Genomic DNA, 18,360 nt, shown 5'->3' on the forward strand with positions numbered 1-18,360 from the left:
TCTGCGCCGTCGCTGCCGAATGCGGCACGCGCTTACGCACGAACAAGTCCAACGTGGAGCACTGGCTCTCCGGCTCCGTACCCCGCGGGGACACCCCCCCGCTACCTCGCCGTCGTGCTCTCCCGACGCCTGGGCCGGCTCCTGACCCCTGCCGACCTCGGATTCCCTTCCGCGTCCGGGGCCGAAAGTGACACCATCGGACTGTCCCTCGGGAACGACCCGCTGGACACGCTGCTGCCGATGTGGAGGTACGAGTTGGACCGCCGCCGCTTCCTGACGGCCTCCGCCTACTCCGTGGCCGCCGCCGCCCTACCCCTCACACACGTCCACGACATCGCCGCCCGCACCGCCGCCGCCCGCACCGGCCACACCGTCGGGATGGCCGAAGTCTCTGCCGTCCGCGACATGATCAACGCGTTCTCCGAGATGGACGAACGCCACGGCGGGCAGCACGGCCGCAGCGCCCTGGTCACCTACCTCCGCGACGACGTCGCCCCGCTGTGCCGGGCCCGCTTCCGCACCGACGACGTACGCCAGCAGATGCTGTCCGCCGCCAGCCGCGGCGTGCACCTGCTGGGCTGGAAGAGCTACGACGCCGGCCAGCAGGGACTGGCTCAGCGCTACTACCTCCAGTCGTACGCCCTGGCCGCCGAGTCCGGCCTGCGCGGACACGACGGGTTCGTGATGCGCACCATGGCCATGCAAAGCCTCAAGCTCCACCGCCCCGAGCACTGCCTGGGTCTGGCCGAGACCGGCCTCAACCGCGCCAAGGGGCACATCGACGCCCAGACCGAAGCCCTCTTCCGCGTCGTCCACGCCCACACCCTGGCCAAGAGCGGCAAACACCGCGCAGCCCTGGCCGAAGCCGACCACGCACGCGCCCTGCTGACCGCAGCCCCGGGCGACGATGTGCCGTTCTGGGCCCTGGCCTGGGGTCCGCCGGCCGCTTCGGTGTACTCGCGTACGGCCAAGGTCCACGAAACCCTGGGCGACCACCAGACGGCCGCAGAGCAGTACGCGCTGGCCGCCACCGCCCGCCCGGCTAACACCTACGCACGGATCGTTGCCCTGGACCTGGTCGCCGGCGCCGAGATGCACCTCAAGCGCGGCAGCATCGAGCAGGCATGCGCCACCTGGCACCATGCGATCGATCACATGGACGGCGTCCGCTCCGTCCGCACCCGAAAGGCCGTCTCCCGCATGCGCAGCGACCTCGCCCGCTTCCGGGCTCGCGGCCTGCGCTGCGTAGCCGAGCTCGACGAACGCGGCCGCGAATTCCTCACCGGCGCCTGAGTCAGGTGCCAGGCCCCAGCGTGGCCGCGGCGTACCGGCGGAGGATTGGTTCCAAGTAGTCCGCGTGCGGACGCGCCAGGTCGGCCAGCTCATGCGGGGAACGCATCAGTTCGATTACATCGAGCTCGGGTTCGCGGCCCGCCGCGCGCTCTGCCGTGACCACTGTGGCGAACCTCTGTCGCAGCTTTGACTCCGGCAGGGCCGGGGCAAGAAAGGTGAGTCCGACGCTGGAGTTCTCGCCCTGGGTGGCCGCCCAGAGTCTCAGCTCGTCCGGCTTGGCTTCCACGCCGATCTCCTCGGCCAGCTCCCGCGCTGCCTGCCCTCTCAGCCCGCCCTCATCCAGCATTCCGCCCTCCCGGGGCGGTTCCACCGAGCCGCCCGGGAGCTGCCACCGACCAGGCGCAGCCGTCGCGGATGACATGCGCGCCACGAGGACCCTGCCATCGTCCGTCGGCTGAACCACGTTCACGAACAACGACGGCAATGCCTCACCGCCCGGAACCCGGCGCAGGGCGTAGTGGCGGTAGGTCACCGCAGCCCAGCGCAGGAACAACGTGTCCGGCTCTTCCCACCGGAGTTCCGCGCACCCCCCCCCCGGCCCGTCGAACAGCGTCGGATTGGCCGCAACCGCCATCTCCCACACCTGGTCCCGCGCCGCTTCGTGCTCTGCGGACAGCGTGGGTGCTTCGCCTTCGACCAGGCGGAGGCGGTGAACGTCGAAGAGCTCCATGCCTGCAGGCAGCGTCCCGGTCACCGGCCCATCGTAAAGGAGCCCGTCTGCCAGGTGGTCCCGGAGCGTGTTCCCACGGGAACACGGGCGGGGGTGGATGAGGGTTGATGCGGCCGGATGAGGGAAGATGCGGGCCAAAGCGCCGGGGCGTTCACGCAGGTGAGGGAGAAACCGCAGGTCAGAACCCTTGTCGAGGGGCCACTGTGCGGGGGCTCCGGCCGTCCCCTTTTCCCGGGCCGGGTCCGGCCCGGGAGCCGGCCCCCGGTTCAGGCCCCCGCGCCCGGTGATTCCCCCGACTGGTCCGTCCCGGCTTTTCCCGCGGAGCCGGGCGGGGTACGACTCACAGGTAGCACCGGCCAGTAGGCCGGTACACCGACTCCGGCGGCGAGGTGAGCCCCCTCATGTCCGCAACACAGCCCGTACAGCCCAACGGCACGCAGCCCAAGGTGACCGAGCGCGAGGCACGACAGGTCGCGGAAGCGGCCCGGGAACAGGACTGGCGCAAACCCAGTTTCGCCAAGGAGCTCTTCCTGGGACGGTTCCGGCTCGACCTGATCCATCCCCACCCGCTCCCCGCCGACGAGGACGTCCGCCGGGGCGAGGCCTTCCTCGCCCGGCTGCGCGAGTTCTGTGAGACCCGTATCGACGGCGCCCTCATCGAGCGCGAGGCGAAGATCCCCGACGAGACCGTGCGCGGCCTCAAGGAGCTCGGCGCCCTCGGCATGAAGATCGACCCCAAGTACGGTGGCCTCGGCCTCACCCAGGTCTACTACAACAAGGCGCTCGCCCTCGTCGGCTCGGTCAGCCCGGCCATCGGGGCCCTGCTCTCCGCCCACCAGTCGATCGGCGTGCCCCAGCCGCTCAAGATGTTCGGCACGCAGGCCCAGAAGGACGCCTACCTGCCGCGCTGCGCCACCACCGCCATCAGCGCCTTCCTGCTCACCGAACCCGACGTGGGCTCCGACCCGGCGCGCCTGGCCACCACCGCGGTCCCGGACGGGGACGACGCCTACGTCCTCGACGGCGTGAAGCTGTGGACCACCAACGGGGTCGTCGCGGACCTGCTCGTGGTCATGGCCCGGGTCCCCAAATCGGAGAACCACCGCGGCGGGATCACCGCCTTCGTCGTCGAGGCCGACTCGCCCGGCATCACCGTCGAGCACCGCAACGCCTTCATGGGCCTGCGCGGCCTGGAGAACGGCGTCACCCGCTTCCACCAAGTACGCGTCCCCGCCGACCAGCGCATCGGCGCCGAGGGCGCCGGCCTGAAGATCGCCCTCACCACGCTCAACACCGGGCGGCTCTCCCTGCCCGCCATGTGCGTCGGCGCCGGCAAGTGGTGCCTGAAGATCGCCCGCGAGTGGTCCGGCGTACGCGAGCAGTGGGGCCGGCCGGTCGCCCAGCACGAGGCGGTCGGCGCCAAGATCTCCTTCATCGCCGCCACCACCTTCGCCCTCGAAGCGGTCGTCGACCTCGCCTCCCAGATGGCCGACGAGGACCGCAACGACATCCGCATCGAAGCCGCCCTCGCCAAGCTCTACGGCTCCGAGATGGCCTGTCTGATGGCCGACGAACTGGTCCAGATCCGCGGCGGGCGCGGCTTCGAGACCGCCGAGTCCCTGGCCGCCCGCGGCGAGCGCGCCGTCCCCGCCGAGCAGATGCTGCGCGACCTGCGCATCAACCGGATCTTCGAGGGCTCGACGGAGATCATGCACCTGCTGATCGCCCGTGAGGCCGTCGACGCCCACCTGTCGGTGGCCGGCGACCTCATCGACCCCGAGAAGGCTCTCGGCGACAAGGCCAGGGCCGGCGCCCGTGCCGCCGGGTTCTACGCCCGCTGGCTGCCCAGGCTGGCCACCGGCCCCGGCCAGGTCCCCGGCACCTACCGGGCCTTCCACCCAGGCGGCCATCCCGACCTCTCCGCCCACCTGCGCTATGTGGAACGCAGCGCCCGCAAACTCGCCCGGTCCACCTTCTACGCGATGTCCCGCTGGCAGGGCCGCATGGAGACCAAACAGGGCTTCCTCGGCCGGATCGTCGACATCGGCGCCGAACTCTTCGCGATGAGCGCGGCCTGCGTCCGCGCCGAGCACCTGCGTGCCTCCGGCGAGCACGGCCGCGAGGCGTACCAGCTCGCCGACGCCTTCTGCGAGCAGTCCCGGCTGCGCGTCGAGGAGCTGTTCGGCCGGCTCTGGTCCAACACCGACGACCTCGACCGCAAGGTGGTCGCCGGAGTCCTGTCCGGGACCTACGCCTGGCTGGAGGAGGGCGTCCTCGACCCCTCCGGCGACGGCCCCTGGATCGCGGACGCCGCACCCGGACCCTCGAACCGGAAAAACGTGCACCGCCCCATCCGCTGACCTGCGATCATCGCCGCACGTCGGACAGACGTACGAAGATGAGTCACGCGTGCGGATCCGGCACGCGGACGAGCACAGCGCGAGGCGGACGAGAACGATGCCGACGGCCGAGCAGGACCGCACCAGCCGACGGCTGGCCTGGTGCGTGGCGCACCTGCTGCGCCACGCACCGGACCACGTCGTCATCGACACGACCCGCCGGCTCGACCGGCCGACCCTCAAGTACCTCTGCCGCGACGAATGGCTGGCGGCCTCCACCGTCACCCTGCTGCTGCGCCACGGGACCGAGGCCGACCGCGGCTACATCGCCCGCAACCCCCGCGTCGTGGGCCGGCCGCTGCCCGGCCTGCCCGGACCTGCCCGCTACGCCCGCCGCCGCACCCCGCCCGAGCTGCTGCCCGTGCTCCGCGCCGAGCTCGGCCGGGCCCCCGGGGCGCAACCTCTCACCACCGCCGAGCTGATCGCCCTGCTGCGCCGCCACGGCCGCCGCGGACCACGCGTCCCCCTGGACGTCCTGGCGCTGCCCCACGCGGCGGATCCCACGCTGCTGCTCGCCGAGCACACCCGCCGTCCGCTGCCCGCCGGCTCCGTCGAGGCCCTGCTGCTCGCCGCCGGCCTGCCCCGGGAGACCGTCCACGGGCTGCTCGCCACCGCCGCGGCGCCGGCCGACGGCCGCACCTGGCACCGGCCCGCCGTCCGCGCCGTACGGATGGGCCGCCTCACGCACGAGGAACTCGTCGCCCACGTCGCCCCCGCCCGCCACACCCTGCTCCTCGGCCACCTTCCCGGGCGCCGCTCCCTGCGCTGGACCCTGCCCGAACAGGCCGGCATGCAGACCGCCGTGATGCGGGCCCTGCGCCCGCTGGGCGACGACCCGCGCCTGTGGGCGGAGCTGCTGCGGCACGCCCCCGGCCACCCCGGCCCGCTGCCCGCACTGGTGGCCGGCGTCGTCGACGGGACCCTGCCCGCACCGGACGCCGGAGGGGAGCCGGACCCCGAGCTCGCGCGGGCCGTGCGCCGGCTCGCCCCGACCGCGGCCGAGCCCTGCGGGGGCGTGGAGCGCGAACTGGCCATCGCGAGCCTCGCCGTGCCCATGGAGAGCGTCGAGGAGGACATCCGCTGGGTGCGCGACTGCCTCGACCGCGGCCTGATCACCGGCGTCGACGTCATCCGGCACAAGCTGCCTGCCTGCTGGGCCCTCGACGAGGACCACTGGCTCGGCGACGTGGACCACCCCGACCGGCACGACCACCCGGACGCCGTGCTCGCCGCCCACGCCGAGGCGTACCGGCTGCTCACCGTCGCCCTCGGAGAGGACCCGGAGGCATGGTGGCGCACCGCCCGCACGCTCCCCGACTTCGCCGGAACGCTCCCGCACCTCCTTCTGCGGGTCACGGAAGGGGGCTCCCTGTCGGGCCGCCCCTGACTTGCGGCAACAATGGGGGCATGAGCGACCGTCCAGCCCCCCTCGCCGACCCGCACCTCCTCTTCGATGCCGCGGCCGGCCGCCGGGACATCGTGATCCTCGGGTCCACCGGCTCCATCGGCACCCAGGCCATCGACCTCGCGCTGCGCAACCCGGACCGGTTCCGGGTCACCGCCCTGTCCGCCGCCGGCGGCCGGGTGGCGCTGCTGGCCGAACAGGCCCGGCTGCTGCGCGTGGAGAAGGTGGCCGTCGCCCGCGAGGACGCCGTACCGGCCCTGAAGGAGGCGCTGAGCGCCCAGTACGGTCCGGGCGAGACGCTGCCCGAGATCCTCGCCGGGCCGGACGCCGCGACCGAACTCGCCGCCTCCCCGTGCCACACCGTCCTCAACGGCATCACCGGCTCCATCGGCCTCGCGCCGACCCTCGCCGCCCTCCGGGCCGGCCGCACCCTGGCACTGGCCAACAAGGAGTCGCTGATCGTCGGCGGCCCGCTGGTCAAGGCCCTCGCACAGCCCGGCCAGATCATCCCCGTGGACTCCGAGCACGCGGCGCTCTTCCAGGCGCTGGCCGCCGGCACCCGCGCCGACGTGCGCAAGCTCGTGGTGACCGCCTCCGGCGGCCCCTTCCGCGGCCGCACCCGCGCCGAGCTGGCCGAGGTCACCGTCCAGGACGCGCTCGCCCACCCCACCTGGGCCATGGGCCCGGTGATCACCGTCAACTCGGCGACGCTCGTCAACAAGGGTCTGGAGGTCATCGAGGCCCACCTGCTCTACGACATCCCGTTCGAGCAGATCGAGGTCGTGGTCCACCCCCAGTCGTACGTGCACTCGATGGTGGAGTTCACCGACGGCTCCACGCTCGCCCAGGCCACCCCGCCGGACATGCGCGGCCCGATCGCGGTCGGCCTCGGCTGGCCCCGGCGGATCCCCGACGCGGCCCCCGCCTTCGACTGGACCAAGGCCTCCACCTGGGAGTTCTTCCCGCTGGACACCGAGGCCTTCCCCGCCGTGGGCATCGCCCGGCACGTGGGCGCCCTCGGCGGCACCGCCCCGGCCGTGTTCAACGCCGCGAACGAGGAGTGCGTAGAGGCGTTCCTGGCCGGTCGGCTGCCGTTCACGGCAATCATGGATACGGTCTCTGCCGTGGTCGATGAACACGGGACGCCGGAGTCGGGAACCTCCCTGACCGTCCAGGACGTCCTTGAAGCAGAGGCCTGGGCCAGGGCCCGGGCGCGGGAGATGGCGGCTCGGGCCGCCGCGGAGGCGCGCGCATGACACTTCTGATGACGGTGCTCGGAATCGTGATCTTCGCGGTCGGCCTGCTGGTCTCCATCGCGTGGCACGAGCTGGGACACCTCTCCACGGCCAAGCTGTTCGGCATTCGCGTGCCGCAGTACATGGTGGGCTTCGGCCCGACCATCTGGTCGCGGAGGAAGGGCGAGACCGAGTACGGGATCAAGGCCATCCCCATGGGCGGCTACATCCGCATGATCGGGATGTTCCCGCCCGGCGAGGACGGCAGGGTCACCGCCCGGTCCACCTCGCCCTTCCGGTCGATGATCGAGGACGCGCGCTCGGCGGCGTACGAGGAGCTCCAGCCCGGCGACGAGGCCCGGCTCTTCTACACGCGCAAGCCGTGGAAGCGCGTGATCGTGATGTTCGCCGGCCCGTTCATGAACCTGGTCCTGGCCGTGGCGATCTTCCTCACCACGCTGATGACCTTCGGGCTGAACACCCAGACCACCTCGGTCGCCACCGTCTCGGACTGCGTCATCCAGCAGAGCGAGAAGCGCGACAAGTGCCTGCCGGGTGACCCGGCCGCACCCGCCAGGGCCGCCGGCCTCAAGGCGGGCGACAAGATCGTCGCCTTCAACGGCCGCCCCGTCGACGACTGGTCCGCCCTCCAGAAGGACATCCGGGCCACCGTCGGGCCCGCCACGATCACCGTGGTCCGGGCCGGCGAGCGCCTCGACCTCACGGCGAACCTGATCGAGAACAAGGTCGCCAAGACGGACGGCAGCGGCAGGTACGTCAAGGACGAGTACGTCACCGCCGGCTTCCTCGGCTTCGCGCCCGCCTCCGGCTACGTACCGCAGTCCTTCGGCCAGTCCGCCGAGCGCATGGGCGAGATGATGGAGGCCGGCGTGCAGTCGCTGGTCGCCCTGCCGTCGAAGGTCCCGGACCTGTGGGACGCGGCCTTCAACGGGGCCGAGCGCAAGCAGGACAGCCCGATGGGCGTCGTCGGCGCGGCGCGCGTCAGCGGTGAGATCTTCACCCTCGACATCCCCGCCCAGCACCAGCTGGTGTTCTTCCTCAACCTGCTGGCCGGCTTCAACCTCTCGCTGTTCCTGTTCAACATGCTGCCGCTGCTCCCGCTCGACGGCGGGCACATCGCCGGCGCCCTGTGGGAGTCGCTGCGGCGGGGCGTGGCACGGATCTTCCGCCGCCCCGACCCCGGCCCGTTCGACGTGGCGAAGCTGATGCCCGTCGCGTATGTGGTCGCGGGCCTGTTCATCTGCTTCACCCTGCTGGTGATGGTCGCGGACGTGGTGAACCCGATCAAGATCACCTAGCGCGCGGGGGGCGTACCTCAGTCGTATCGGAGCCGGGCACGGATCGTGCCCGGCTCCCTACGTTCGGGTGGCACACCCCCTCGGATGCACGGCCCGCCCCCGGGTTGGCGTAATCTCGAAGCCTGGAGCCCGCCGATCTCGGGACCTTGATCCACACCTTGGGGTTGCACAGCAGATGACTGCCATCTCTCTCGGAATGCCGGCCGTGCCGACGAAGCTTGCCGACCGCAGGGTCAGCCGCAAGATCCAGGTCGGCAAGGTGGCCGTCGGCGGCGACTCACAGATCTCCGTGCAGTCGATGACCACCACCAGGACCTCCGACATCGGGGCGACGCTCCAGCAGATCGCCGAGCTCACCGCCTCCGGCTGCGACATCGTCCGCGTGGCGTGCCCGACACAGGACGACGCCGACGCGCTCGCCGTGATCGCCAAGAAGTCGCAGATCCCGGTCATCGCCGACATCCACTTCCAGCCGAAGTACGTGTTCGCCGCGATCGACGCCGGCTGCGCCGCGGTCCGCGTGAACCCGGGCAACATCAAGCAGTTCGACGACAAGGTCAAGGAGATCGCGAAGGCGGCCAGCGACGCGGGCACCCCGATCCGCATCGGCGTCAACGCCGGCTCCCTCGACGCCCGCCTGCTGAAGAAGTACGGCAAGGCCACCCCCGAGGCGCTGGTCGAGTCCGCGCTGTGGGAGGCCTCCCTCTTCGAGGAGCACGGCTTCGGCGACATCAAGATCTCGGTCAAGCACAACGACCCGGTCGTCATGGTCAACGCCTACCGCCAGCTCGCCGCGGCCTGCGACTACCCGCTGCACCTGGGCGTCACCGAGGCCGGACCGGCCTTCCAGGGCACCATCAAGTCCGCCGTCGCCTTCGGCGCCCTGCTCTCCGAGGGCATCGGCGACACCATCCGCGTCTCCCTCTCCGCCCCGCCGGCGGAGGAGGTCAAGGTCGGCATCCAGATCCTGGAGTCGCTGAACCTCAAGCCGCGCCGCCTGGAGATCGTCTCCTGCCCCTCCTGCGGCCGCGCCCAGGTCGACGTCTACAAGCTGGCCGAAGAGGTCACCGCGGGCCTGGAGGGCATGGAGGTCCCGCTGCGCGTCGCCGTCATGGGCTGCGTCGTCAACGGCCCCGGCGAGGCCCGGGAGGCCGACCTCGGCGTCGCCTCCGGCAACGGCAAGGGCCAGATCTTCGTGAAGGGCGAGGTCATCAAGACCGTCCCCGAGTCGAAGATCGTCGAGACCCTCATCGAAGAGGCGATGAAGATCGCGGCCCAGATGGAGGCCGACGGCATCACCAGCGGCGAGCCGACCGTCGCCATCGGAGTCTGACTCCTTTCTCGGGCTCGCCTCGCGCGGGCGCCGGGAATACCGACAGCGGTCTCTGCCGAGCGCGCCGCAGGCGTCCGGCCCCGGCCCCGTTCCCGCAGTTCGGGAGCGGGGCCGGGGCCTTTTCGTGACCTGCAGACGCGGCATCGCAGGGCGCCGCCGGGTACAGTGCGGAGATCAGCAGACTTGCACGGTGAGGCCCCAGTGTTGACGCAGACCACCACCCGGGTCCTTGAGCCCAGTGATCTCGACGCCGCGCTCGACATCCTCGGACGCGAGCCGGTCGAGAACGCCTTCGTCACCTCCCGGGTCCAGGTCGCCGGACTCGACCCGTGGCGCCTGGGCGGCGAGATGTGGGGCTGGTACGCCGACGGCGAGCTCCGCTCCCTCTGCTACGCCGGAGCCAACCTCGTCCCCGTCTGCGCCGAGCCCGACGCCGTACGCGCCTTCGCCGACCGGGCCCGCCGCACCGGCCGCCGCTGCTCCTCCATCGTCGGCCCGGCCGAGCCCACCCGGCTGCTGTGGCAGCTCCTCGAACCCAGCTGGGGCCCCGCCCGCGAGGTCCGCGCCCACCAGCCCCTCATGGTCATCGACCGTCCGTCCACCACGGTCGCGGCGGACCCGCAGGTCCGCCGGATCCGCAAGAACGAGATGGACCTGATCATGCCCGCCTGCGTGGCCATGTTCACCGAGGAGGTCGGCGTCTCGCCGATGGCCGGCGACGGCGGCCTGCTGTACCAGGCCCGCGTCGCCGAGCTCGTCGCCGGCGGCCGCTCCTTCGCCCGCGTCGAGGACGGCAAGATCGTCTTCAAGGCGGAGATCGGCGCCGCCACCTCCCGCGCCTGCCAGATCCAGGGCGTCTGGGTGGCCCCCGAGTTCCGTGGCCGCGGGCACTCCGAGACCGGGATGGCCGCCGTCGTCGAGTACGCGCTGCGCGACGTGGCGCCCGTGGTCAGCCTCTATGTCAATGACTTCAACACCGCGGCGCGGGCGGCCTACCGGCGCGTGGGCTTCCGTGAGGTCGGCGCGTTCATGAGCGTGCTGTTCTGAACCACCAGGAGACTCGGGCTGCGGCATTCCGGCGCACCCTTACCGCGAAGTAGGGTCAGCGCATGCTGCCTTCCGGAGTCCGTATCGGCCCCCTCGACCTCGCCGGCCGCGTGGACGAGGCCCTGCGCGTGCAGGCCGTTGCCTTCGGCCTCAGCGAGGAGGAGGTCGGCATCCGGCGCTACATCGTCCAGCGCCACATGACCTGCAAGGGCGCCCGCGCCCTCGGGGCCTTCGCCGAGGACGGCGCGCTCACCGGATTCGTGTACGGGATGCCGAACGACCGCACCCACTGGTGGTCCACCATCGTCGAGCCCTACCTGCGGGCCGGCGGGCACGAGGACTGGCTCGACGGGTCCTTCGTCATCACCGAACTGCACGTCCACCCCGGCTTCCAGGGCCACGGCGTCGGCCGCGCCCTGATCACCACCCTCACCGACGCGGCGTCCGAGCCCCGGTCGATCCTTTCCGCCATCGACACCGAGAGTCCCGCCCGCGGCCTCTACCGGGCCCTCGGCTACGTCGACCTCGCCCGCCAGGTGCACTTCCCGAGCGCGAGCCTCCCGTACGCCGTCATGGGCGCCCCGCTGCCGCTGACCAGGCCCTGAAACGGGTTACCGGGGGCCGACGGTGCCCCGGTAACCTCCGGGCATGTCCACACATCACGTACAGCGCATGTCCCGCCTCATGGCCAAGACCCTCCGCGAGGACCCGGCCGACGCCGAAACCCTCAGCCACCGGCTCCTGGTCCGGGCCGGATACGTCCGGCGCAGCTCGGCCGGCGTGTGGACATGGCTGCCGCTCGGCAAGCGGGTCCTGGACAACGTCAGCCGTGTCGTCCGCGAGGAGATGGACGCCATCGGCGCCCAGGAGGTGCTGCTGCCGGCCCTGCTGCCGAAGGAACCGTACGAGGTCAGCGGACGCTGGTCGGAATACGGAGACCTGCTGTTCCGGCTCAGGGACCGCAAGGGTGCGGACTACCTGCTCGGCCCCACCCACGAGGAGATCTTCACCCTGGTGGTGAAGGACCAGTGCACCTCGTACAAGGACCTGCCGGTCATGCTGTACCAGATCCAGACGAAGTACCGCGACGAGGCCCGGCCCCGGTCCGGCGTGCTGCGCGGCCGCGAGTTCCAGATGAAGGACTCCTACTCCTTCGACGTGTCCGACGAGGGGCTGGAGGAGTCCTACCGGCTCCACCGCGAGGCCTACGTCCGCATCTTCGAGCGGCTGGGCCTGGACCACCGGATCGTCTCCGCGGTGTCGGGGGCGATGGGCGGGTCGGCGTCCGAGGAGTTCCTGGCGCCGGCCGAAGCGGGCGAGGACACCTTCGTGGACTGCCCCTCCTGCGACTACGCCGCCAACACGGAGGCCGTGACCTTCGCGCTGACCCCCGTCTCCGCGGAGCACCCGCCGCTGGAGGAGGTCGACACCCCCGACACCCCGACGATCGAGACCCTGGCGGCGCACCTCAAGGTCCCCGCCTCGGCGACGCTGAAGAACCTCCTGGTCAAGGTCGACGGCGAGATCGTCGCCGTGGGCGTGCCCGGGGACCGGGAGGTGGACCTCGGCAAACTGGGCGAGCACCTGGCCCCGGCGGTCGTCGAGCTGGTCACGGCCGAGGACTTCACGGACCGGCCCGACCTCGTACGCGGCTACGTGGGCCCGCAGGGCCTGGGGAAGGTCCGCTACCTGGCCGACCCGCGGGTCGCGCCGGGCACCGCCTGGGTGACCGGGGCCAACAAGGCCGACACGCACGCCCGCAACGTGGTCTGCGGCCGCGACTTCGAGGTGGACCAGTACCTGGACGTGGTCGTCGTGGAGCCGGGCGACCCCTGCCCCTCCTGCGGCGCGGGCCTGCGGCTCGACCGGGCCATCGAGATCGGCCACATCTTCCAGCTCGGCCGCAAGTACGCGGACGCCTTCGGGCTGGACGTGCTGGGCCGCGAGGGCAAGCCGGTCCGGGTCACCATGGGCTCCTACGGCATCGGCGTCTCCCGCGCAGTCGCGGCCCTCGCCGAACAGACCGCCGACGAGCGCGGTCTGTGCTGGCCGGCGGCGGTGGCCCCGGCCGACGTCCACGTGGTGGCCGCGGGCAAGGCGGTACCGCTGGCCCTGGCGGAGGATGCGGCCGCGGCCCTCGCGGGCTCCGGCCTCCGGGTCCTGCTGGACGACCGCCCGGGCCTCTCCCCGGGCGTGAAGCTCACGGACGCGGAGCTGATCGGCGTCCCGTGGATCCTGGTGGCCGGCCGCCGCTCGGCCGACGGCGTGGTCGAACTCCAGAACCGCGCCACCGGCACCCGCGAAGAACTCCCCCTCCCCGAGGCCCTCACCCGCCTCTCCGGCCCCGCAGGCGTTTGAGGCGGCCCGCTCCCTCGGCCCCGCCGGCGGGTGAGGCGCGGGGTCCGGGGCGGCGCCCGGGGAACGGTGGAGGGCGGGGCGGGGCGAAAGCCCCGCGCAGCGGCTGCGACGGCTACGGCGGGGACTCGTCCGGGAACGGCGTCGGCTCCGCGGCCCCGAGGGCCGGCTCCGCCGCCGCCCGGTCGAGAGCCGCCGCCCCGTCCATGCCCGCGGTGTCGACCTCGGCCGGCCCGGGGCCTTCGGAAGCCGGGCCGGCCGAGGCCGGGTCCTCCCGCGCTGCCGCCGCCGGAGGCGGTGGCGCGGCGCGCTCCAGGAAGCGCAGCAGCTCCACCGGGAACGGCAGCACCAGCGTGGAGTTCTTCTCGGCGGCGACGGCCACGATCGTGTGCAGCAGGCGCAGCTGGAGCGCCGCGGGCTGCTCCGACATGACCTCCGCCGCCTCGGCGAGCTTGTGCGAGGCCTGCAGCTCCGCGTCCGCGTTGATCACGCGGGCCCGGCGCTCGCGGTCGGCCTCCGCCTGCCGGGCCATCGACCGCTTCATCGTCTCCGGCAGGGAGACGTCCTTGATCTCGACCCGGTCGATCTGCACCCCCCAGCCCACCGCCGGGCTGTCGATCATCAGCTCCAGGCCCTGGTTGAGCATCTCCCGGTTGGACAGCAGGTCGTCCAGGTCGGACTTGCCGATGATGGACCTCAGCGAGGTCTGCGCCATCTGCGAGACGGCGAAGCGGTAGTCCTCCACCGCCACGACCGCGCTCGCCGGGTCGACGACCTTGAAGTAGACGACCGCGTCCACCCGCACGGTGACGTTGTCCCGGGTGATGCCCTCCTGCGCCGGCACCGGCAGCGTCACGATCTGCATGTTCACCTTGTGGAGCCGGTCGATCACGGGAACGATCACCGTGAAGCCAGGAGGCCGTATCTCCTCCCGCAGCCTGCCGAAGCGGAAAACCAGGCCACGCTCGTACTGCTTCACCACCCGGGCCGCGGCGCCCATGTAGACCAGGGCGCCCACACCCGCGGCGACCACCGCTGTCAGCAGTTCCTCGACCATGACGGCCCCCTGCCGGACATACCTTCCTACCTACGGTATGCCCTACAGCCAGGCCGCGAACTCCAGGAGCAGCTCCGCGTCCCGGCGGCGTCCCGCGGCCAGGGCCCGGTTGCCCGACTCCACCGCCCGGAAGAGCGTCCAGCCCCGCAGCCGCTCCCGGTCCACGTCCAGCGCGTCCGCCAGCTTGTTCACCCGGCGCCGGGCGCCCGCCGCACCCGCCGAGGAGGCCACCTGGTCCTCAAGCCGGTCCCGGACCAGCCGCGCCAGGTCGTACGCCCGCTCGCCGACCAGCGGATCGGGGCCCACCGTCAGCCACGGCGCCCGCTCACCGGCCAGCACCTTGCCCTGCCGGAAGTTCCCGTGGAGCAGCAGTTCCTCCGGCGGGGCCGCCACCAGCTCCGCCCGCAGCGCCAGAGCGGTCTCGGCCAGCGCCCGGGCCTCCGCCGGAGCCGCCCGCAGGGCCTGCGACTGGTGCCCGGTCCGCTCGGCCACCGTCTCCCAGTCGTGCCCGGCCGGCGGGGCCACCCACAGCCGGCGCAGCGTGCCGCTCGCCTCCAGCAGCGCCTTCGCCTCCGGCAGGGACCGCAGCGACACCTCCGGGTGCAGCCGTTCCAGCAGCAGCGCCCCGTCCTCCTCGTGGTGCCGTGTGTCGAGGACCCGTACGGCGCCGAAACCGCCCCAGTGCGCCAGCGCGGCCAGTTCCCGGTCGGGCCGGGCGTGCGGGGGCGCCAGTTTCAGCGCGGCCGGGGTGCCGTCCGCGTAGGTGACGATGACGACCAGACTGCTGCGGCCGCCCGGGGCCTGCACCCGCTGGGCCCGTACGCCCCGCCGGGACAGCGCGGCCTCGGTGAGCCCGGGCAACCGCCCCAGCCAGTCCGCGTCCTGCGCCGTCTCCGGCATCTCGCCGAGCGCCCGTACAAGCCGCTCCGGCGGTTCGAAAGCCATGCGTGCGTGGTCCCTTTCAGCTGGTGAGGGCTCGCTATGCGCGTTCGGTGAGCCCAGGGAAGGCTACGCCGACACCACGCCAGCGCGCCGCGCGCACGGCCGCGGCGCTCAGCGCGTCGGCAGCCTCGCGGCGCAGCGGGCCCTCCGCAGCCCGCACCAGATCGGAGTACGCGCCGGCCACCCGGTCCTCGATCACCGCGGCCAGCCGCTCGGCGTCGGCCGGGGTGCGCACCTCGAACGGCAGGGCGTAGGCGGCCTCCGAGGGCCGGGGCGTACCGCCCAGCTCCCGCACGGTCCGGGCCAGCGCGTCCCGGCGCGCGAGGTGGCCACCGTACGCCTCCCGGGCCTCCGTGGCGCGGGCGCCTGTGCTCCGCGCACCGACCACCCCGTACCCGTACGCGGCCGCGTGCTCGGCGGCGAGAGCGGCCTGGGCGGCCTCCAGGGCCCGTCCGACGGGGGAGGGTTCGGGCTTCACGGCTTGGCTCCGGGGGTCGAGGTCAGCAGGTACACGTGCACGGCGCCGCAGGCGGCCACCGAGGCCAGCATCCGGGCCAGCTCCGCCGGCGCCCCGGCCAGGTCGATGGTCCGGGCCTCGGACAGGCTCCGCTCGGCGTCGGCGAGTGCGGTCAGGGCCTCCTCGGGCTTCGCGGGCACCGGCTCGGCGCTCGCCGCGGGCGCGGCGGCCCCCGTACCGCCGGACGGCGACGCCGAGGGGGACGGCGCGCCCGGGGCGGCGGGGGACAGGGCGGAGACGTGCGCGGCGACGGCGGCGCGCAGCGGGGCGAGCCGTCCGGCCAGGGCCGGATGGGCGGCGGTGGTGCTGTCGTAACGTTCCAGCAGCCGGGCGCTGTCACGAACGGCCGCCTCCCGCATCCGCCGTTCGAGTGAAAACGCCGGATCGGTCGCCTTCGGGCGGCCGTCGGTGCACCCGGTCAGCAGCACGGCACCGGCCGCGCCGGCGGCCCCGGCGAGCAGGCTCCTGCGCGAAGGTCTCGGAGGTCTCGAAGGCAGGGTCCAGGGCACGGCGACGACCTCCGGGGTGATGACGGGGCTGGTGAGCGGGGCAGGGCCTGATCACGGTACCCGGGGCTCTCCTCGCAGGGCGGACGGCAACACCCTCCGACACCGGATACCCTTTGACCTGACACACGACGGAAACCACAACAGCACACGCGGCCGAGGAGTCACCCGGATGAGCACCACCCAGAGCGACAGGCTGCGCGGACTGCTGGAGCCGCTCGTCGCCGCCAAGGGCCTGGACCTCGAAGAGATCGAGCTGTCCCGCGCGGGCAAGCGCCGGATGCTGCGGATCATCGTGGACTCCGACGAGGGCGTGGAACTGGACGCGTGTGCCGAGCTGAGCCGTGAGGTCTCCGACAAGCTCGACGAATCCGACGTGATGGGCGAGGACGAGTACGTTCTCGAGGTGAGTTCGCCGGGCGCGGACCGCCCGCTGACCGAGCACCGCCACTACGTGCGGGCCATCGGCCGTCTCGTGAAGTTCCAGCTGTCCGCCGAGGACGCGAAGGGTGCCGGGGAACTGGTCGCCCGCATCCTCGACGTCGACGACGAGGGCATGGACCTCGAAGTACCGGGCGTGAAGGGCCGCAAGGCGACCGCCCGCCGCATTGCTTTCACCGACATCGCCAAGGCGCGTGTCGAGATCGAGTTCAACCGCAAGGACAAGAAGGAAGAGGAGGCGTAGCCGTGGACATCGACATGAGTGCCCTGCGGGGTCTGGTCCGGGAGAAGGAGATCTCCTTCGACCTGCTCGTCGAGGCGATCGAGTCGGCCCTCCTCATCGCGTACCACCGGACCGAGGGGAGCTTCCGCCGCGCCCGCGTCGTGCTGGACCGCACCAACGGTCACGTGGTCGTGTGGGCGACGGAAGACCCGAGGGATCTCGAAGAGGGCCAGGAGCCCAAGGAGTTCGACGACACGCCGTCGGACTTCGGCCGGATCGCCGCGACGACCGCCAAGCAGGTGATCCTCCAGCGTCTGCGCGACGCCGAGGACGACCTGACCTTCGGCGAGTTCGCCGGCCGTGAGGGCGACGTCATCACCGGCGTCGTGCAGCAGGGCAAGGACCCCAAGAACGTCCTCGTCGACATCGGCAAGCTGGAGGCCATCCTGCCGGTGCAGGAGCAGGTCCCCGGCGAGGAGTACCCGCACGGGCTGCGCCTGAAGGCGTACGTCGTGCGCGTGGCGAAGGGTGTCCGCGGCCCGTCCGTGACCCTTTCGCGCACCCACCCGAACCTGGTGAAGAAGCTGTTCTCGCTGGAGGTCCCGGAGATCGCCGACGGCAGCGTCGAGATCTCGGCCATCGCCCGTGAGGCCGGTCACCGCACCAAGATCGCCGTCCGGTCCACCCGTTCGGGCCTGAACCCCAAGGGCGCCTGCATCGGCCCGATGGGCAGCCGCGTGCGCAACGTGATGGCCGAACTGCACGGCGAGAAGATCGACATCGTCGACTGGTCGGACGACCCGGCGGAGATGGTCGCGAACGCGCTGTCACCCGCCCGGGTGAGCAAGGTCGAGGTCGTCGACTGGGACTCCCGTTCGGCCCGGGTGACCGTGCCCGACTACCAGCTGTCCCTGGCCATCGGCAAGGAGGGCCAGAACGCCCGCCTCGCCGCGCGGCTCACCGGCTGGCGCATCGACATCCGTCCCGACACGGAGGCGTCCCCGGACGCGGACCGTGACCGGGGCGGGGAATAAACCGGTACCGGCCGGGGCTTCCCCGACGGTAGACAGGTTCCACACGGCCGCTGTCCAGGCAGCGGATCAAGACAACACGACAGCCGTTCGATTTTTCCCCCGGCACTCGCCGGGGGAGAGGTCGGTGCGGGGAGGTAGACTTAGGCGTGTCTGGCCGGACGCAAGCCCGCGCATGCCCCGAACGCACCTGTGTGGGGTGTCGGGAGCGAGCGGCCAAGAGCGATCTGCTGCGGATCGTGGCGATCGAGGACGAATGCGTCCCCGATCCTCGCGGTACGCTGCCCGGCCGGGGTGCGTACCTGCACCCTGCCGTGGTCTGCCTCGACCAGGCAGTCCGCCGCCGGGCGTTCCCCCGGGCCCTACGGTCCGCCGGAGCGCTCGACACGACGGATCTGCGCAATGCCGTGGCCGGGAAAGCCGGGACCACAGCGTAAAGAAGTAGTACGGCACGGATACCCCGTGCGGTCAGGTACCTCGCGAGTTGGAAGTAGGTCGAGATTGCGATGAGCACTCGATGAGTACGC

At 72.1% G+C, this 18,360-nt stretch carries 17 protein-coding genes; 12 read left to right on the forward strand and 5 right to left on the reverse strand.

From position 1 onward, the window contains the following. The first annotated feature begins 114 nt into the window (after nucleotides 1-114). Nucleotides 115-1,293, forward strand: a complete 1,179-nt coding sequence (locus AAT21_RS36620; protein WP_157879659.1) for a hypothetical protein — start codon at nucleotides 115-117, stop codon at nucleotides 1,291-1,293. 1 nt (nucleotide 1,294) lies between these two features. On the opposite strand, the gene AAT21_RS10390 is transcribed toward AAT21_RS36620, so the two are convergent. Beyond that, on the reverse strand, nucleotides 1,295-2,047 hold the full coding sequence (locus tag AAT21_RS10390; RefSeq protein WP_235438730.1) for an NUDIX hydrolase: 753 nt from the start codon (nucleotides 2,045-2,047) through the stop codon (nucleotides 1,295-1,297). Nucleotides 2,048-2,424: 377 nt separating this feature from the next. Between AAT21_RS10390 and AAT21_RS10395 the strand changes: the two genes are divergently transcribed. The 8 genes from AAT21_RS10395 to AAT21_RS10430 all read left to right on the forward strand — a co-directional run bounded on the left by AAT21_RS10395 (nucleotide 2,425) and on the right by AAT21_RS10430 (nucleotide 13,119). Beyond that, on the forward strand, nucleotides 2,425-4,383 hold the full coding sequence (locus tag AAT21_RS10395) for an acyl-CoA dehydrogenase family protein (protein ID WP_046776374.1): 1,959 nt from the start codon (nucleotides 2,425-2,427) through the stop codon (nucleotides 4,381-4,383). A 97-nt stretch (nucleotides 4,384-4,480) separates the two neighbouring features. Further along, the gene (locus AAT21_RS10400) at nucleotides 4,481-5,809 is read left to right on the forward strand and encodes a hypothetical protein (RefSeq protein ID WP_046776375.1); all 1,329 of its coding nucleotides are present in this window, start codon (nucleotides 4,481-4,483) and stop codon (nucleotides 5,807-5,809) included. A gap of 20 nt (nucleotides 5,810-5,829) precedes the next feature. Then, a complete protein-coding gene (dxr, locus tag AAT21_RS10405) occupies nucleotides 5,830-7,083 on the forward strand; it encodes a 1-deoxy-D-xylulose-5-phosphate reductoisomerase (protein ID WP_046777222.1) in 1,254 nt (417 codons plus the stop codon). Beyond that, nucleotides 7,080-8,381, forward strand: coding sequence for a M50 family metallopeptidase (locus AAT21_RS10410; RefSeq protein ID WP_046776376.1), 1,302 nt, complete (start codon nucleotides 7,080-7,082; stop codon nucleotides 8,379-8,381). Before dxr ends, AAT21_RS10410 begins: the two co-directional genes overlap by 4 nt. A 175-nt stretch (nucleotides 8,382-8,556) precedes the next feature. Then, nucleotides 8,557-9,714, forward strand: coding sequence for a flavodoxin-dependent (E)-4-hydroxy-3-methylbut-2-enyl-diphosphate synthase (gene ispG, locus AAT21_RS10415; RefSeq protein WP_046776377.1), 1,158 nt, complete (start codon nucleotides 8,557-8,559; stop codon nucleotides 9,712-9,714). 201 nt (nucleotides 9,715-9,915) lie between these two features. Continuing rightward, the gene (locus AAT21_RS10420) at nucleotides 9,916-10,761 is read left to right on the forward strand and encodes a GNAT family N-acetyltransferase (protein ID WP_200904365.1); all 846 of its coding nucleotides are present in this window, start codon (nucleotides 9,916-9,918) and stop codon (nucleotides 10,759-10,761) included. Between the two features lie 62 nt (nucleotides 10,762-10,823). Then, nucleotides 10,824-11,366: a GNAT family N-acetyltransferase gene (locus AAT21_RS10425; protein ID WP_030958636.1), complete on the forward strand. Its 543-nt coding sequence runs from the start codon at nucleotides 10,824-10,826 to the stop codon at nucleotides 11,364-11,366. 43 nt (nucleotides 11,367-11,409) lie between these two features. Then, on the forward strand, nucleotides 11,410-13,119 hold the full coding sequence (locus tag AAT21_RS10430) for a proline--tRNA ligase (protein ID WP_046776379.1): 1,710 nt from the start codon (nucleotides 11,410-11,412) through the stop codon (nucleotides 13,117-13,119). A 112-nt stretch (nucleotides 13,120-13,231) separates the two neighbouring features. Here AAT21_RS10430 and AAT21_RS10435 read toward each other — a convergent pair whose 3' ends face one another. The 4 genes from AAT21_RS10435 to AAT21_RS10450 are packed head-to-tail and all read right to left on the reverse strand — an operon-like array spanning nucleotide 13,232 to nucleotide 16,141. Next, nucleotides 13,232-14,173 (reverse strand): slipin family protein, encoded by a 942-nt coding sequence (locus AAT21_RS10435; RefSeq protein WP_235438731.1) that lies wholly within the window; start codon nucleotides 14,171-14,173, stop codon nucleotides 13,232-13,234. A gap of 42 nt (nucleotides 14,174-14,215) precedes the next feature. Continuing rightward, a complete protein-coding gene (locus AAT21_RS10440; RefSeq protein ID WP_046776380.1) occupies nucleotides 14,216-15,118 on the reverse strand; it encodes an aminoglycoside phosphotransferase family protein in 903 nt (300 codons plus the stop codon). Nucleotides 15,119-15,152: 34 nt separating this feature from the next. After that, nucleotides 15,153-15,593 carry a ferritin-like domain-containing protein gene (locus AAT21_RS10445; RefSeq protein ID WP_046776381.1) on the reverse strand — a complete coding sequence of 147 codons (441 nt, stop codon included), beginning with the start codon at nucleotides 15,591-15,593 and terminating at the stop codon, nucleotides 15,153-15,155. Beyond that, the gene (locus AAT21_RS10450) at nucleotides 15,590-16,141 is read right to left on the reverse strand and encodes a hypothetical protein (RefSeq protein WP_046776382.1); all 552 of its coding nucleotides are present in this window, start codon (nucleotides 16,139-16,141) and stop codon (nucleotides 15,590-15,592) included. The genes AAT21_RS10445 and AAT21_RS10450 overlap by 4 nt, the downstream gene beginning before the upstream one ends. A gap of 169 nt (nucleotides 16,142-16,310) precedes the next feature. Here AAT21_RS10450 and rimP point away from each other — a divergent pair, with 169 nt between their 5' ends. The 3 genes from rimP (at nucleotide 16,311) to AAT21_RS35300 (ending at nucleotide 18,270) form a co-directional block, all read left to right on the forward strand. Beyond that, a complete protein-coding gene (rimP, locus tag AAT21_RS10455; protein ID WP_030031619.1) occupies nucleotides 16,311-16,823 on the forward strand; it encodes a ribosome maturation factor RimP in 513 nt (170 codons plus the stop codon). Nucleotides 16,824-16,825: 2 nt separating this feature from the next. After that, nucleotides 16,826-17,836, forward strand: coding sequence for a transcription termination factor NusA (gene nusA / locus AAT21_RS10460; protein WP_046776383.1), 1,011 nt, complete (start codon nucleotides 16,826-16,828; stop codon nucleotides 17,834-17,836). Between the two features lie 146 nt (nucleotides 17,837-17,982). Continuing rightward, nucleotides 17,983-18,270, forward strand: coding sequence for a YlxR family protein (locus AAT21_RS35300; protein WP_079025542.1), 288 nt, complete (start codon nucleotides 17,983-17,985; stop codon nucleotides 18,268-18,270). The last annotated feature ends 90 nt before the right edge of the window (nucleotides 18,271-18,360 follow it).

The organism is Streptomyces yangpuensis (genome assembly GCF_001005295.1).
In the GTDB taxonomy this organism is placed as follows: domain Bacteria; phylum Actinomycetota; class Actinomycetes; order Streptomycetales; family Streptomycetaceae; genus Streptomyces; species Streptomyces yangpuensis.

Bases quoted from the DNA above. Each gene is read 5' to 3' on its own strand.
- AAT21_RS10395 (WP_046776374.1), top strand. From the start codon at position 2,425: ATGTCCGCAACACAGCCCGTACAGCCCAACGGCACGCAGCCCAAGGTG.
- AAT21_RS10400 (WP_046776375.1), top strand. From the start codon at position 4,481: ATGCCGACGGCCGAGCAGGACCGCACCAGCCGACGGCTGGCCTGGTGC.
- dxr (WP_046777222.1), top strand. From the start codon at position 5,830: ATGAGCGACCGTCCAGCCCCCCTCGCCGACCCGCACCTCCTCTTCGAT.
- AAT21_RS10410 (WP_046776376.1), top strand. From the start codon at position 7,080: ATGACACTTCTGATGACGGTGCTCGGAATCGTGATCTTCGCGGTCGGC.
- ispG (WP_046776377.1), top strand. From the start codon at position 8,557: ATGACTGCCATCTCTCTCGGAATGCCGGCCGTGCCGACGAAGCTTGCC.
- AAT21_RS10425 (WP_030958636.1), top strand. From the start codon at position 10,824: ATGCTGCCTTCCGGAGTCCGTATCGGCCCCCTCGACCTCGCCGGCCGC.
- AAT21_RS10430 (WP_046776379.1), top strand. From the start codon at position 11,410: ATGTCCACACATCACGTACAGCGCATGTCCCGCCTCATGGCCAAGACC.
- AAT21_RS10435 (WP_235438731.1), bottom strand. From the start codon at position 14,173: ATGGTCGAGGAACTGCTGACAGCGGTGGTCGCCGCGGGTGTGGGCGCC.
- AAT21_RS10440 (WP_046776380.1), bottom strand. From the start codon at position 15,118: ATGGCTTTCGAACCGCCGGAGCGGCTTGTACGGGCGCTCGGCGAGATG.
- rimP (WP_030031619.1), top strand. From the start codon at position 16,311: ATGAGCACCACCCAGAGCGACAGGCTGCGCGGACTGCTGGAGCCGCTC.